The sequence below is a fragment of the Rhodococcus sp. Ni2 genome, from assembly GCF_021352185.1.
In the GTDB taxonomy this organism is placed as follows: domain Bacteria; phylum Actinomycetota; class Actinomycetes; order Mycobacteriales; family Mycobacteriaceae; genus Rhodococcus_F; species Rhodococcus_F qingshengii.
Genome location: NZ_WOXZ01000003.1, coordinates 465,431 through 480,011 on the forward strand (window position 1 = coordinate 465,431; position 14,581 = coordinate 480,011).

The 14,581-nt window shown below is 62.1% G+C and carries 12 protein-coding genes; 9 read left to right on the plus strand and 3 right to left on the minus strand.

All coding sequences use genetic code 11. From position 1 onward, the window contains the following. Positions 1-65 precede the first annotated feature (65 nt). From nadA to nadC, 3 genes are read left to right on the plus strand one after another with little or no spacing between them, the layout of a single operon-like run. On the plus strand, positions 66-1,103 hold the full coding sequence (gene nadA / locus GN300_RS28710) for a quinolinate synthase NadA (RefSeq protein ID WP_003941702.1): 1,038 nt from the start codon (positions 66-68) through the stop codon (positions 1,101-1,103). Next, on the plus strand, positions 1,100-2,671 hold the full coding sequence (locus GN300_RS28715; protein WP_063316123.1) for an L-aspartate oxidase: 1,572 nt from the start codon (positions 1,100-1,102) through the stop codon (positions 2,669-2,671). The genes nadA and GN300_RS28715 overlap by 4 nt, the downstream gene beginning before the upstream one ends. Beyond that, positions 2,671-3,543: a carboxylating nicotinate-nucleotide diphosphorylase gene (gene nadC / locus GN300_RS28720; RefSeq protein WP_003941805.1), complete on the plus strand. Its 873-nt coding sequence runs from the start codon at positions 2,671-2,673 to the stop codon at positions 3,541-3,543. The genes GN300_RS28715 and nadC overlap by 1 nt, the downstream gene beginning before the upstream one ends. Positions 3,544-3,549: 6 nt before the next feature. Here the strand turns inward: nadC and GN300_RS28725 are convergent, their stop codons facing one another. After that, on the minus strand, positions 3,550-4,458 hold the full coding sequence (locus tag GN300_RS28725; protein WP_063316122.1) for a LysR substrate-binding domain-containing protein: 909 nt from the start codon (positions 4,456-4,458) through the stop codon (positions 3,550-3,552). A 71-nt stretch (positions 4,459-4,529) separates the two neighbouring features. On the opposite strand from GN300_RS28725, the gene GN300_RS28730 reads away from it, so the two are divergent. The 6 genes from GN300_RS28730 (at position 4,530) to GN300_RS28755 (ending at position 11,342) form a co-directional block, all read left to right on the plus strand. Further along, the gene (locus GN300_RS28730) at positions 4,530-5,423 is read left to right on the plus strand and encodes a dihydrodipicolinate synthase family protein (RefSeq protein WP_047270128.1); all 894 of its coding nucleotides are present in this window, start codon (positions 4,530-4,532) and stop codon (positions 5,421-5,423) included. Positions 5,424-5,471: 48 nt separating this feature from the next. Then, on the plus strand, positions 5,472-6,770 hold the full coding sequence (locus tag GN300_RS28735; RefSeq protein ID WP_063316121.1) for an HNH endonuclease signature motif containing protein: 1,299 nt from the start codon (positions 5,472-5,474) through the stop codon (positions 6,768-6,770). A gap of 124 nt (positions 6,771-6,894) precedes the next feature. Next, entirely contained in the window at positions 6,895-7,401 is a 507-nt protein-coding gene (locus GN300_RS28740) for a GNAT family N-acetyltransferase (protein ID WP_228401044.1), read from the plus strand. A 93-nt stretch (positions 7,402-7,494) separates the two neighbouring features. Then, positions 7,495-9,486, plus strand: a complete 1,992-nt coding sequence (locus tag GN300_RS28745; RefSeq protein ID WP_082845753.1) for a glycosyltransferase family 39 protein — start codon at positions 7,495-7,497, stop codon at positions 9,484-9,486. Positions 9,487-9,520: 34 nt separating this feature from the next. Continuing rightward, positions 9,521-10,777, plus strand: a complete 1,257-nt coding sequence (locus GN300_RS28750) for a hypothetical protein (protein WP_063316120.1) — start codon at positions 9,521-9,523, stop codon at positions 10,775-10,777. A 61-nt stretch (positions 10,778-10,838) separates the two neighbouring features. Beyond that, the gene (locus GN300_RS28755; protein WP_063316119.1) at positions 10,839-11,342 is read left to right on the plus strand and encodes a GbsR/MarR family transcriptional regulator; all 504 of its coding nucleotides are present in this window, start codon (positions 10,839-10,841) and stop codon (positions 11,340-11,342) included. Between the two features lie 36 nt (positions 11,343-11,378). On the opposite strand, the gene GN300_RS28760 is transcribed toward GN300_RS28755, so the two are convergent. Both GN300_RS28760 and GN300_RS28765 read right to left on the minus strand, forming a co-directional pair. Continuing rightward, positions 11,379-12,410 (minus strand): iron-siderophore ABC transporter substrate-binding protein, encoded by a 1,032-nt coding sequence (locus tag GN300_RS28760; protein ID WP_063316118.1) that lies wholly within the window; start codon positions 12,408-12,410, stop codon positions 11,379-11,381. A 182-nt stretch (positions 12,411-12,592) separates the two neighbouring features. After that, entirely contained in the window at positions 12,593-14,452 is a 1,860-nt protein-coding gene (locus GN300_RS28765) for a DUF4012 domain-containing protein (RefSeq protein WP_058039485.1), read from the minus strand. Between the last annotated feature and the right edge of the window lie 129 nt (positions 14,453-14,581).

The following is a 14,581-nucleotide window of genomic DNA, read 5'->3' on the forward strand; positions in this document are numbered from 1 at the left end:
TCCGGGCCAGCCCGTCCGGATTTGAACTGGGTGACGAGCCCGGGTTCACGGTGAAGGAGAACGCCATGACGACCACGACGTTATGGGAGGGATCGGCCTCGCAGATTCACGACGGCCCCGGCGGATACAACGGAGTCGAAGCGACCCCCGAGTGGGCCGCTGAGATCAAACGTCTGGCTCGCGAACGCGGCGCGACGATTCTTGCGCACAACTACCAGCTGCCTGCGATTCAGGACGTCGCCGATCATGTCGGTGACTCCCTCGCGCTGTCGCGAATCGCTGCCGAGGCGCCCGAGGACACGATTGTCTTCTGCGGTGTGCACTTCATGGCCGAGACCGCGAAGATCCTGTCGCCGTCCAAGACCGTGCTGATCCCGGACGAGAGAGCCGGCTGCTCTCTGGCCGACTCGATCAATGCCGAGCAGCTTCGTGAGTGGAAGGCCGACAACCCGAACGCGCTGGTGGTGTCGTACGTGAACACAACCGCAGAGGTGAAGGGTCTCACCGACATCTGCTGCACCTCGTCCAATGCCGTCGACGTGGTCAACTCGATCGATCCCGACCGCGAGGTTCTGTTCCTGCCGGACCAGTTCCTGGGAGCTCACGTCAAGCGCGTGACGGGCCGTACCAACATGCAGATCTGGGCCGGTGAGTGCCACGTGCACGCCGGCATCAACGGTGACGAGCTAACGGCCAAGTCCAAGTCGCACCCAGACGCCGAGCTGTTCGTGCACCCTGAATGTGGTTGCGCTACTTCGGCTCTGTACCTAGCCGGTGAAGGCGCGGTCCCCGCGGACAAGGTCAAGATTCTCTCCACCGGCGGAATGCTCGACGCTGCCCGCGTCACCAAGAGCAAGCAGGTTCTGGTCGCGACCGAGATCGGGATGCTGCACCAGTTGCGCAAGGCAGCGCCCGACGTCGATTTCCAGGCCGTCAACGACCGCGCGTCGTGCCCGTACATGAAGATGATCACGCCTGCCGCGTTGCTTCGCTGCCTTCTCGAGGGCAAGGACGAGGTCCACGTCGATCTCGAGATGGCCAAGCGTGCACAGAAGTCAGTGCAGCGCATGATCGAGATCGGTAATCCGGGCGGCGGCGAGTGACCAGCCCTGCCGGGCGTTTCGCCTGGGAGGCTCATGCCGACCTGGTCGTCGTGGGAGGCGGTGTCGCGGGCCTCACCGCTGCGCGCACCGCTTCTCTGCGGGGACTGAAAGTACTCACGGTCAGCAAGGGCGGTCCGACGGACACCGCGACTCAGTACGCGCAGGGCGGCATCGCGGTCGTCGACGATCTGAATACGGATTCCGTCGAGTCGCACGTTTCGGATACGTGTGAGGCCGGCGTCGGTTTGTGCGACGAGGAAGCCGTCTATTCCATCGTCGAAGCTGGTCACGACGCTGTTGCTGCGCTGGCCGCGTTGGGAGCGGTCTTCGATCGCGGGCGAGACGGCGAGGTGTCGCGCACCCGCGAGGGTGGGCACAGCACGCGTCGGATCATCCATGCCGGCGGCGACGCCACTGGCGCGGAAGTGCAGCGGGCTCTCAATGCTGCCGGGCTCCCCGTTCTGTTCGGTGCAGCGGCAGTCCAGGTGGTGACCAACCGGCGTGGGGTGTGCGGACTCATCGTCTCCTCGCCGGAAGGCCTCGGAGTGATCCATGCGCCCGCGGTGCTGCTCGCTACCGGCGGACTCGGTCAGCTGTATGCCTGCAGCACAAATCCGCCCGGAGCGACTGCCGACGGAATCGCGTTGGCACTCGAAGCCGGTGCGGCGATTGCGGACCTGGAGTTCGTTCAGTTCCATCCGACGGTGCTCTTCACTCCGGGCGGGGTAGGCCGCCGACCCCTGATCAGTGAGGCGGTCCGCGGCGAGGGCGCGATTCTTGTCGACACCAGCGGTGATTCGGTCACCGCAGGTGTTCATCCGCTGGGTGATCTCGCCCCGCGTGACGTGGTCTCGAGGGCAATCGCAGCACGCCTACGCGATCTCGGCACTGATCACGTCTATCTCGACGCTCGCAAGCTCGACGGTTTCGATTCGAGATTCCCGACCATCACGGCGTCCTGCCTCGAAGCGGGCATCGATCCACGCACCCAATTAATTCCGGTCGCTCCGGCCGCGCACTATTCGTGCGGCGGAGTCGCCACCGACGTCCATGGACGAACGGGAGTGCCTGGTCTCTACGCAGCAGGCGAAGTGGCTCGCACGGGATTGCACGGCGCGAATCGTCTTGCGTCCAACAGCCTTCTCGAGGGTTTGGTAGTCGGGGAGCGTGCAGGAATCGCAGCTGCCGAGCGTCGCGAGGTTCATGCCGAAGTGGTCAACGTGGTGCGCAAGCCGATGCCGATCCTGCCGCGAGAGACCGTGCAGTCCGTCATGACGGCACACGCGTCGGTGGTTCGCGACGGAGGCGGTCTCCAGATTGCGCGAGCCGCGCTTGCCGACGCCGAACAGACAGTGGCGGTGGCTGCTCCGGACCTCGAAGACGCGGCGCTCACGTTGACCGCGACTGCATTGGTCGACGTGGCCGTGGCGCGAACCGAGAGCCGTGGCTGCCATACCCGCACCGACTATCCTGAAACAGATCCGAATCAGCGTCGCAGCACTCGGATCAAGATGGGTGCCGACGGAGCGCTCGAAATACCCGACATGTTGTTGACAGGAGTTCATTGATGACCGAGCAGAAGATCCTGCCCGCGCCGCTCGACCGTGACGAGCTGCTCACATTGGTCAGGCTCGCTCTGGACGAGGATCTGCGCTATGGCCCCGACATCACTTCTACCGCAACGGTTCCCGCCGATGCGGTCGCGAAGGCGTCGGTCGTCTCACGCTCCTCGGGTACTGTCGCCGGCATCGACGTCGGACTGCTTGTTCTCGACGAGGTGATCGGCGCGGGTAACTACGAGGTCGTTGATCGGGTGGCCGACGGAACTCGGGTTGCGCCAGGTCAATCGGTGCTCACTGTTGTCGCGCCCACCCGCGGACTTCTCACGGCAGAGCGCACGATGCTCAACCTCGTCTGCCATCTCTCGGGAATCGCCACGGCGACATCACAGTGGGTCGACGCCATTGCCGGCACTCATGCCAAAGTGCGGGACAGCCGAAAGACGCTGCCCGGACTGCGTTCTCTGCAGAAATATGCAGTCCACGTGGGCGGAGGCGTCAACCACCGTATGGGATTGGGCGACGCGGCGTTGATCAAGGACAACCATGTTGCTGCTGCCGGTTCGGTGGTCGCAGCACTTCGTGCGGTCCGTGAGCTCGCCCCGGACATCGAGTGCGAAGTTGAGGTCGACAACCTCACTCAGCTCGATCAGGTGCTGGCGGAGAACGTGGAACTTGTTCTGCTGGACAACTTCCCGCTGTGGCAGACGCAGATCGCGGTCCAGCGCCGAGACGCTGTTGCTCCAGAAACCAAACTCGAGTCATCCGGTGGTCTCACCATCGACGTTGCCGCAGAGTACGCCCGAACCGGCGTCGACTACCTCGCTGTCGGTGCCTTGACGCACTCGGTGACGGTCCTCGACCTCGGGCTCGACATGTAGGTGTCGCTATTGCTCGGCGTCGAGCAGTTGCGGGACGGCCGAGCGAAGCGCGTTTGTCACGGTTGCGACCGCCGGGTGAGCGTCGGAGCCCGCTCGGTGTGCAATCTTGGTCCTTCGTCGAATGGGCATCGGCGTCAGGCGCACACCTAGCGGCGGATGGATTGCTCCGAGTTCAGGAACCAGCGAAACACCCTGTCCCGCAGCGACGAGGGCGAGAACGGTGGCGAACTCGTCGATGTGGTGTCGCACTTTCGGGGTGAATCCAGCTGCCTGGCATGCGCGAATAGTCATTGCATGACAAGCAGTTCCGGGAATTGCGGTAATCCAGGGACGTTCTACGCAGTCGGTCAGCGATGCGACAGCGTCGTGGGGATCTGACTCGATGTCACTCGATGCGAGGTACACGGCTTCGCTGCACAGCGGCAATGTCGTCAGGCCCGGTTCGGTGGGGCGAGGGACGAAGTCGTAGTCGTGAATCAACGCCAAGTCCAGAGTCCCAGCTCGTAGGTCGTCGGCGACGTCCGCCGGGTCGATCTCCGAAACCATCGGTTCCAACCCGGGATGCTCGCGAGACAGGGCGATCAATGCCGCCGGGAGGATCGCCCGTGCCGCGGTCGGGAACGTTCCGAGGCGCAGCGGCCCCGCCAGTCCACGACGTGCGTCGACCAATTCACCTGACGCCTGCTCCAGGCGTTGCAGGATGGCTTCGGCATGACGTGCGAGGTTCTCACCGGCGGGTGTGAGTCGGACGCGACGGCCTGTTCGTTCCAGCAGCGGCACGCCGGCTTCACGTTCGAGGACGGCCAACTGCTGCGACACCGCGGAGGGACTGAACGACAGCGCCTCGGCAACGGCAACGATGGTTCCGCGCAGCGCTAGTTCGCGCAAGAGCTTCAGTCGGCGAACATCGAGCATCAGCTCAGCTTACGCTCGACGATGGAAATGCGAACTAGACCTACAAGGTTTGTTCGGTGAGGCTGAGTTCTATGACTACGACTCGAGTTGACCTGGCCGGAATCCATGTTCCACTGATCACGCCCTTCGAGAGCGACGGTCGTATTGCAACCGATGCACTCGAACAGCTTGCGCACCAGGTCCTCTCCGAGGGTGCGGTCGGACTCGTTGCGCTGGGGACTACAGCGGAAGCCGCAACACTCACCGAACAGGAGAGAGTGACCGTTCTGGATATCTGTGCGAATGTGTGCCGTGCGAGAGGTGCGACGTTGATCGTCGGCGCGGGCAGTAACGACACGGCGGCCAGTGCGCAGGCGCTCGGGAGGCTGGCTCGGTGGCCTGAGGTCTCGGCGGCGTTGGTGCCGGTTCCCTCCTTCACGAGGCCGTCGAAAGCCGGTGTGGTGGCGCATTTCGCGCATCTGCAGTCGTCCAGCCCAGTGCCGCTGATCGTCTATCACGTGCCGTACCGGACTGCGTGCGATCTGGACAGCGGCACTTTGCAGGAGGTGGGTACTTTGCCCGGGGTTGTTGGTGTGAAGTATGCCGCGGGCGGTATCGACGCAGCTGCCGTCGAACTCTTCGCGGATCTTCCGGGCGACTTCGCCGTACTGGCGGGGGATGATCTATTTCTCGCGCCTCTTCTGGCCTTGGGTGCGGCCGGTGGCATCTTGGCGTCCGCTCATGTGTCGACCGCTGAGTTCGTCCGCTTGGTAAAAGCTTGGGACAGTGGCGATGTGGACGGCGCCCGTGACCTCGGGCGGAGTTTGTCGAAGCTGTCCGGAGCTCTGTTTTCCGAACCGAACCCGACTGTGATCAAGGGCGTATTGCATGCGTTGGGACAGATTCCGACTCCCCATGTGCGACTGCCGTTGCTACCTGCGGGTGACGAATCGGTAGCGCGGGCGCTCGAGGTCTACCACTCTTGACTCGAACGGGTGTTCGAGTATGATTTGAGGAGGGGATCGGGGGATTCAATGACTGTCTTGTTGTCGGATGTGGTGTCTGGTTCTGCGGTGGGGTTACGCGGACGGTTGTGGCGGTTGACTGCTGCTGAGTTGCGCGCTGCTGCGGTGTCGGCGAGTGCGGAGATTCTGCGCCTCGAAGCCGTTCGTGTGGCGGTGGTCGACGAACTTTCGTTGCGTTCCGATGATCAGGTGATTGCCAGCCGCGGTGTGGGTGCGTGGTTGGCGGCGAACACGATGCTGCAGGTTCGGGACGGGAAGAAGATCGCCGCGTTGGGTGCGGCTTTGCGGCCGTTTCCGGCGGTGGCGGCTCGGTTCGATGGCGGGGACTGCTCCTTCGATCATGCCGTGTTGATCGTGGCGTTCTGTGAGTCACCGCCGAAGGGGATGCCGGAGGAGGCGCTACCGAAGTGCATCGATTTGTTGTTGGCTGCGGCATCGGGGGTGGAGGCGACGACCACGAAGGTGCGGAACGTAATCGCGACCTTGGAGCGGTTGTTCGAATCGGATGAGATCCCGCCCGCCGAGGATGTCGATCTCAATGAGTTGCGGATCGCCTCGACGCTCAATGGTCGAGTGGTGGTGCGTGGTGATTTCGATGCCCTGACCGGTGAAATGTTGTTGTCGGCGTTGTCGAGTCTGACGATGCCGACCCCGGCACCGGATGGGACGCCGGATTCTCGGTCGGCGGCGAAGCGGACTGCGGATGGGTTCACCGAACTGATTCGCCGCTATCTCGATTGCGCCAAGACTGGTACCGATGGTGGTCAGCGTCCGCATGTGAACGTGCACATCAATGCTCGGAATCTGGCGGAGCATCGGGATTGCGCCGCCTCGCCTTCCGACGGTGAAGAGTCTCTGTCGGATCTCGATGTCGGGCACATGCCCTGGCTCGGACCGCTGTCGGTGTCGCAGAGCAGGCTTCTCGGGTGTGATTGTTTCCTCTCGACCGTTCTGCTCGACGATCACGGCGCGCCCTTGGATGCGCAACCAGGAAAGAGGTTGGTGAACGCCGAACAGCGGGTCGCGTTGATTGCCCGAGACAGAGGCTGCGCGTTCCCGGGGTGTTCATGTGTGCCCGCGTGGACTGATGCGCACCATATCCGGCACTGGGCGAACGGTGGCCCGACGGTGATGAACAATCTGGTCCTGCTGTGCCGTTCACATCATCGGTTGATGCACCGGAAATCAGGGTTCGTCGGGAAATGGGCGATCCGCATCGGGGTCGACAACAAACCGTGGTTCATCCCACCACCCTCGATTGACCCGCAGCAGCATCCGCGACCGGCCAACACCACATTCAAAACCTGACTGAGTGGTGACACCCGTTCAGACGCATAACTTCACGCCGATAGGCTTCAACTCGTAGATACACCCGGGTTGGGGCCTGGAGGCCGTGTTGTTGTGAACGGCTGCAGATTTGGGGGAGGTGGTTGTGGACGTTGTGCAAGCGGTCGAGACCGATGGGCCGGAGATTCTGGCGCTGCGGCATGCGGCAGAAGACTGGTTGGCAGAACGCGGAATCATCCAGTGGCGCCCGCGTGAAGTGTCTGTCGAGCAGGTCGAGCAGCAGATTTCGAGAGGGGAGTTCTTTGTTGCGCGAGACCGGGAGCAGTCGAGGATTGTCGGCGCCCTGCGGTTGATCTGGTCGGACCCTGTGGTCTGGCCCGATTCGAACGAGCGTGCTGGTTACGTGCACGGATTGGTCATCGATCGAGAATTCTCGGGAACCTCGATGGGCGAACGCTTACTCGTCTGGGCCCATCGACGGTCCGCGCAGGAGAACGCGCAGTACCTGCGGCTCGATTGTGTAGAAACCAACGTGCGGTTGCGCCGCTACTACTTGGACGCCGGTTTTACCGAGGTAGGGCGTCGTGACTTCGGAGACGATGCCGACACCGGTTGGTTCAGCGTCGTGCTGTTCGAGCGCTCCCTGACCTGAGCCATTCACAGCAACTTTCCAGCCGGCTCCCAGTGCCGCCAGGGTTGGAGACGCGATCGTTGGCGGGACAGTAACTCGTGAAGGGACTTCCTGATGACCGCCGTTCTGCATCCGGCCCCGCGTCAGCGGCCGGCACCAACTGCCCATCGCGCGGAGCCCTCGCCGTCGTGGTTCCGCACGCGCAGTACAGGATTGGCGCTGACGATCCTGTTGGCAGCAACGGCAGTCCTGTATTTGTGGAATCTGACCGCGAGTGGCTACGCCAACACCTTCTACGCTGCAGCGGCGCAGGCCGGCTCCCAGAATTGGAAAGCGTGGTTCTTCGGGTCCCTCGATACCTCGAATTTCATCACGGTCGACAAACCGCCCGCTTCATTGTGGGTCATGGGTGTGTCCGGGCGAATCTTCGGATTTTCGAGTGCCAGCCTTCTAGTTCCGCAGGCATTGATGGGCATCGGATCAGTTGCGCTCGTATACGCGGCCGTCAAACGAGTGGCGTCGCCCGCTGCGGGTTTGGTGGCGGGAGCTGTGTTGGCAGCTACGCCCGCTGCCGCCCTGATGTTCAAGTTCGACAATCCTGATGCGCTGTTGGTTCTGCTCATGACTCTTGCCGGCTACTTCGTGATTCGGGCTATGGGCACGGCGATCGGTCGTCGAGCCGCGATGTGGGTGGCGCTCGCAGGAGTAGCGCTGGGGTTTGCCTTTCTCACCAAGATGCTGCAAGGGCTGATGGTGTTGCCTGCATTTGGTGCCGCGTATTTGATCGCCGGACAGGTGCGCTTGCGGACTCGCCTGGCCCACCTGGTCATCGGTGCTGCGTCCGTTGTCATATCGGCTGGGTGGTGGGTGTTGGCAGTGTGGCTGTGGCCCGCTGATTCTCGCCCGTACATCGGCGGATCGACCAACAACAGCGTCATGGACTTGGTAATGGGATACAACGGATTGGGTCGACTTTTCGGGAGCACCGGTGGCGGTGGCGGAATGGCCGGTGGCAGTGCGGGTTCGAGCTTCGGGGGGAGTACCGGACTGGAGCGGCTGTTCGGCAGCGAGATGGGTATCCAGATTTCCTGGCTGATACCTGCGGCACTGATCGCAGTGGTGTTCGGACTGCTCGCTCGGGGACGCGCACCGCGCACAGATCTTGTCCGTGCGTCGTTGATCCTTTGGGGTGGTTGGTTTCTCGTTACCGGCCTGATCTTCAGCTATATGTCCGGCACGATCCACCCCTATTACACAGTTGCGCTGGCGCCCGCCGTCGCGGGGATGATCGGGACCGGTGGATACGCTCTGTGGTTGGTCCGTGCCCGTTGGATCGGACGTTGCGGGTTGGCTGCGACGATGCTGGCCGCAGGAATCTGGAGCTGGGTGTTGTTGCACCGCAATGCCGACTGGCTGCCGATGCTGAAGTGGATTCTGTTGGCGGGCACTGTCGTCGGCGCGATTTTGGTTTTAGTGGGAGCCAAGGATCGATTCCGCAAGCTCGCTGTCGCTGGATTGATTCTTGGATCGTTGGCAGGGATAACCGGTTCTGCGTCTTACGCGATTGCCACTGCCGCAACAGCGCACGGCGGATCCATCCCGACGGCCGGACCAACCGGCGCCGTGTCCGACTCCGGAATGGGCGGGGGAGGAGGTATGGGTGGGGGCCCAGAGCTGCAAAACGGTGACGCTCCGCCGAATTCTTCTGACGCGACTGTAAATCCGGCGTCGAACGGGCAAGAACTGAGTAGCGGCAGTGAAAGTACTTCCGAGTTGACGGGAATGCTGGTCAATGCGGGCACCACGTGGTCGGCCGCGACCAACGGCTCGCAAAGCGCAGCAACCTACGAGTTGGCCAGCAATACCGCGGTGATGGCGATCGGCGGTTGGAGTTCCGATCCCGCACCGACATTGGATCAATTCATCCAGTACGTGGCAGACGGAAAAATTCACTACTACATTGCGGGTAGCCAGGGCGGAAGCCAGAGAGAGGGCCAAAGCGGGGACAGCACGTCGAGTGCCATCCAGGAATGGGTCGAAGCCAATTTCGCATCGACGACCGTGGGAAATTCCACGGTTTACGACCTCACTGGGTATGTCGGATAGTGACGTAGTTGTTGCCGTAGGCAATGATCGAGAAATGTCTGGGCGCACCGCACACGAGTCGAACCGTCGCCGCGAGCAATGGACCTGGCGTGACGGGCTGGTGATCGTCTCGATCGTCGCCTTGGGAACTGTTGTCGCGGCGGTGACGAACGAGGACACGGGCACGTCGATTCCCGGCTGCGATTCGGTGGCATCGCCGGGTCCGCCGGTGCGTATCAACTACGGTTTTGCCGGTGAGCCCGGTTATGACGACCCGGACTATCCATGGTTCTCGGGACCGAAGGCCACCGCCATGAGCGACGCACTACTCGAATCGCTGCCTTCCGATGTCGACGTTGTATTTGCGAGTCCATCGAAATCGCTCGAGTTTGCGCCGATCCAGAATTACCGGGGTGCCTCGTTTCCTGACGGGGTCGACCCGATCGAGTTCAGCGGTTCTACGTCGGCGAAGGGAACCTTGACTCGCGTCGGGCGGACTGCGGATATCTCGGTTCAGGTGCGTGCATGGGATCAGCCGGTGCCGCCGTGCTTGGAGGGTCTGGTGGATCGGCGGGAGCATCTCGAAAACGGAACAGTGCTCGACATCGCCGATTTCGAGGACAGAGCCGATTTCGAAGACAAAGACGGTTCGGAAGTCGGGGGCGAGCGCGGAGTCGTCGCGTATCTCGGTGATGGATCCCGGGTTGTTGCCAGCGTCGACACGTCGACCGGAACTTCGTCGGATGCTTCCCCGCTCTTGACGATGGACGAACTGATCGCGTTAGCGACCGCGCCGGGGCTTGCGGTGACTGCGCAGGTTCCAGACTCGACGCCGCCGCCGATGGCATCCTGCTACACCGATTCTGTGAATGCCGGTCCACCTGCGTCGCGCATGGATATCGACCGACTGAATCAGTTGCTCGATGCACGTTGGAAGGATCTCGGCGCGGCAGGCGTCACTTTGGAGCGCCCGCTCGGTTCGTTGGTTCCAGATGATTACGGACAGGGAGGAGTGTGCGAGCGGATCGTCGCCTCGACAGCGGACGGCAGCAGCGATGTCGAAATATCAGTTGGTACCGCTGTGCCGGAACCGGGTGAGACACTGACGTTGCCAGGCTCCACCACCGTGACTCGCCTGGTCGATCCCGATGGCTCGGGCGATGACACGGTCCGAGTTGTTCACCCCTCCGGCGAAACAGTAGTGGTGACCCAGTTCGTGTCATCGGCGGGCTCCACATCGGCGTCGCCTTTGACGATCGAACAGCTCGAGTTCATCGCAACCACTCCAGGGCTGGTGATTTCGGCTCGGTGACGGTGGTGCTGGCACAATAGTGGCGAATTGTTCGTACCCAGAGACGTCGGAGGCTCAACGAATGGGCGATGCCAGCCCTGCTCGCGGTGACGACTTCTCCACGTGGTTCATCGATCAGTTCTCCGTGTACTGGCAGTCCGGCGGTGGGGCCCGCATCGAAGGACGTATTGCGGGCTATCTGCTGATCAGCGAGTCGCCAGGGGTCAGCGCCGAAGAGTTGGCGCAGGCACTCGGAGCAAGTCGCGGATCGGTGTCCACCTACATTCGTCGGTTGATCGAACGGGGGTTCGTCAAGCTCACGCGCAAGCCTCGGGATCGGACTCACTACTACGTCATGGATTCCGACGTGTGGGGCGGATTCCTCGAAACAGAGCACGTGTATCTCGAGAATCAACGCAAGCTTGCGACCGAGGCCCTGCAGTACGCAAATCCCAACGGTCCCGCGTACATTCGTGTGCTCAACATGCGCGATTACATGGGGTGGATCATCGACAATCGCATGCTGAGCAGTGAGTGGATGCGATTCAAAGCTGAACGCGACGGCAAGAAACCCGCGTCCGAATAGGACGCGGATTTCTCGATCGCACGATGCTGATCTACATCACTTGTTCAGCTTCGCGATTGCCTCGTCGATCATCGGCACGTAGCGCTCGAGCGACCAGGGCACGGTCAGAGGGTTGATCATCGAGGAACCGGTGACGAAGGGCTGTTCGGTCGGAGCGATGACAGTTCCCCGAGCCACAGCGGGGATTGCCTGGTAAGCGGGCTGCGCTTCGATCTCGGCCCGATTGGCCGGGTCCGAGTAGAAGGTGAAGAGCAGGTCGGACTTGTCGAGGAGGTTTGCGTTCTCGAGGCCGATGACGGCGGAGTCTGTTCCTTCGGATTCCGTCAAGGTGTAGACGACGGGATCCACCTGCAGGCCAAGTGCGCGGACCATGGCCACACGCTGCTCTTCGGCGAAAAAGACGCCGAGGGTTCCTGGGCCCGTGTTGTAGATGAAAGAGAAGCTGACGTCGGCGTAGTTCGGATGTGCTGCAGTCGATTCCGCGAACTGCGACTTGATCTTGTCGATTTCGGCTGTCGCCTTCTCGGATTCGCCCATGGCTTTGCCGATGACGTTGATCTGGTCTTCCCACGTGATGGTCCAGGGGCTCTCGGCGTAGGCGACGGTCGGCGCGAACGCGTTGAGTGAGTCGAACTGCTGCTGTGTGATGCCGGACCAGGGGGCGAGGATCAGGTCGGGTTCGAGAGCGATGATCGCCTCGATGTTGAGATCGGTTCCGCCGGTGAACTGCTCTGGCAGTTCGCCACCTTGCTTCGTGACCGCTTCGTGGACCCACGGCAGATACCCGGTGTCGTCGCTGCCCCATGCGTACTTTTCGACGCCGACGGGGATCGTGCCGAGCGCTATTGCGGTCTCCGCCGACCCCATGCCGAGAGTCACGATTCGCTCGGGCTTTTCGGTGATGACGGCGTTTCCGAGCGCACTTTCGATGGTGACGGTTTCGAAGTCGCTGCTGCTCGATTCGGTTGCGGTGTCGTTGTTACTGCATCCGCCGATTACCAGGGCGGCAATGACCAATCCACTCAGCGCCACAGTTCGGCGAAGTGAGCGCACACGGGCGTATCGCATGGGGTACCTTCCGTTGTCGATGCGCCGAGGAGTGAGACTCCGACGGATCGCAGCCGACGGCCGGTTCCAGGCGCGTCAGGAAGCATAGGCTAGCCTTTGCCAAAGTTTCAAATCTGCTGAAAGTTCACGAGTCCGACAAACGGCGACATGCCAGGGGCCTCGTCGACGTTTGCCGGACAAGCTCAGCAGCTAGGAACGTCGACGGTAATCTTCGGGTCGTCGACAAGCGGCTGGACCGGTACGCGAGCTTCGCCCTCGGCTGTGGGCTCGGTCAGATCGAACTTCAGCTCAACCGTCTGGCCTCGCGGAATGACGGCCCTGGTCATGTAGGCCGGGTGACCCTGTTCAGTTCCGTTGACGGCAAACGAAATCTGTCCACCCACGGAGACGGCATCGAGTTTGGCGCCGGCTGTCGCAAGCAGAGTGACTGCAGCCACATTGGTGCCATTGGGCAGTCGTCCGGGGTTGTCGACGATCCCGCTGACATATTCGGTCAGGTCGGCGTCGGGCGCGTTGTTGGTCAGTCGAACGGTGACCGTTGTCTTTCGGGTGTCGCCGGTGCACGTCTGGGCTGTGTAGTCGATTTCTCGTGTGAGGTAGTAGTCGAGCTTGTTGCCGGCTTGGTTGTTGATCACCACACCGGCATACGGAGCCGCATCATCGGGAATGGTGTGCCCGAGGACGGTGTCGTCAAGAACCGATTGTTCGTCGGGGTGAGAGCTCCACACTGCGATTCTGCCCTCGCTGACACCTCTGCCCAGAGCCTCCAGTAATGCGCTCGGCGACTTGATGTTCCCGGTCATCTTCGCCACGACACGGGCCGCGATTGTCTGCAGATACTGCTTTCGTGCCTTGTTGTCGGAGGGAAAGCGTGCGTACGCGGTCGACTCGGTCAACTCAACGACGTTGTCGGCGGTGACCGACTCTCCGTCCGGCATCTCTACTGGTCCCACCGCCGCGAGGAGGTAACTCAGTGCTATCGGATCGGTCGCTATCGCGCCGTCGACCAGCTCACCCCCGGACTCCTGTGACCACAGGGACTGCCAGATCTGCGCTGCGTAGGGAAAGTGCGAGCTGAGGTTGCTGTTGCGAAAATCGGTGGTCGGTCGACTGTTTCCGTACAGCTGGTTGAAGTCAGGACCAAGGTCTATCGGTTGATTGTCCAGTGTTAGTTCGGAGTTGGGGGAGAGTGTGTCCACCCGAGCGGCGCCGTTGTCGACTCGGACGATGCCGTATCCACCCAACAGGCCGCCGGTTCCTCGCGCTTCCGCATTGGTCTGGAAACCGATGAAGTAGTTGCGCGGTCCGTCGGTGCCGAGCATCGCCGGTGCGATGCGCGCCGCGGTGGCGGTGTTCGTCAGGAGGGTAGCCAGTTCGCTTGTCTGCGACTGTAATTCTGCTCTGGCATCGTTAACTCGGCCCAGGTACTTCGATTCGGGAACTTCCTGTGCCTGCGACGACAGCAATTCCGCGGCGATAGCTGTTTCGGCCAGTTTCGGTTCCGCTTCGCGTAACGGTGCGAGTGCCAAGCGCCCACCGGGCTGCACCAATTCCGTTGGTGCGAGTGAAGTTCCGGTAGTCACGGCAGGGCCGAGAACGTCACGCGTAAGCCCCTGAACGACCTCGGTCATCTGGCGCGTCGACTCGAACGGCGACCCGATGACGGGAATTGCGGCGGTGATGTTCCAGGGGAGTGAATGGGTGTTGTCATATGCGGCCGATGCTTCGCGATCGGCTTCCGCCGCGGCAGACTCTGCGACTCCCGTATCTCCGGCCAGGAGAGCGCTCTTCGCCGACTGTGCGTGGTCGCGAGCCGCCTCCAGGTTGTCTTTCGCCTCGTATGCCGTGTACCCGAGCCATGCCACGAAACCGCCCACTACCAGCGTCGTTGCGGTGATCGCGACTGCCGTTCTACGGCTTCGGAGAAAAGCGGCCGCCCCCTTGGTTTCGCGCTCCGGGCCCCTCGGTGGGATGGTGTTGGAGCCGCTCGGTTCAGCCCCGGAATCGTCGTCGGACTTTGGTCCCACCGTGTCGTTGTTCATCCGCTGAAGCTCCTGACGTTTGAGTGCGTGAAAGCTGCGTCGACATGTCTAGCAGTGTTGGCCCAGTGGTGAAAACTTAGACGAGACAGTAGGGTTCGGTTCGGCCGTTCGTGGTGTTCGCTCCCATGG

What these genes read in the sequence shown, in the direction of transcription:
- GN300_RS28725 (WP_063316122.1), bottom strand. Translation starts at nt 4,458, where the DNA reads ATGCTCGATGTTCGCCGACTGAAGCTCTTGCGCGAACTAGCGCTGCGC.
- GN300_RS28760 (WP_063316118.1), bottom strand. Translation starts at nt 12,410, where the DNA reads ATGCGATACGCCCGTGTGCGCTCACTTCGCCGAACTGTGGCGCTGAGT.
- GN300_RS28765 (WP_058039485.1), bottom strand. Translation starts at nt 14,452, where the DNA reads ATGAACAACGACACGGTGGGACCAAAGTCCGACGACGATTCCGGGGCT.
- GN300_RS28745 (WP_082845753.1), top strand. Translation starts at nt 7,495, where the DNA reads ATGACCGCCGTTCTGCATCCGGCCCCGCGTCAGCGGCCGGCACCAACT.
- GN300_RS28750 (WP_063316120.1), top strand. Translation starts at nt 9,521, where the DNA reads ATGTCTGGGCGCACCGCACACGAGTCGAACCGTCGCCGCGAGCAATGG.
- GN300_RS28735 (WP_063316121.1), top strand. Translation starts at nt 5,472, where the DNA reads ATGACTGTCTTGTTGTCGGATGTGGTGTCTGGTTCTGCGGTGGGGTTA.
- nadA (WP_003941702.1), top strand. Translation starts at nt 66, where the DNA reads ATGACGACCACGACGTTATGGGAGGGATCGGCCTCGCAGATTCACGAC.
- GN300_RS28730 (WP_047270128.1), top strand. Translation starts at nt 4,530, where the DNA reads ATGACTACGACTCGAGTTGACCTGGCCGGAATCCATGTTCCACTGATC.
- GN300_RS28755 (WP_063316119.1), top strand. Translation starts at nt 10,839, where the DNA reads ATGGGCGATGCCAGCCCTGCTCGCGGTGACGACTTCTCCACGTGGTTC.
- nadC (WP_003941805.1), top strand. Translation starts at nt 2,671, where the DNA reads ATGACCGAGCAGAAGATCCTGCCCGCGCCGCTCGACCGTGACGAGCTG.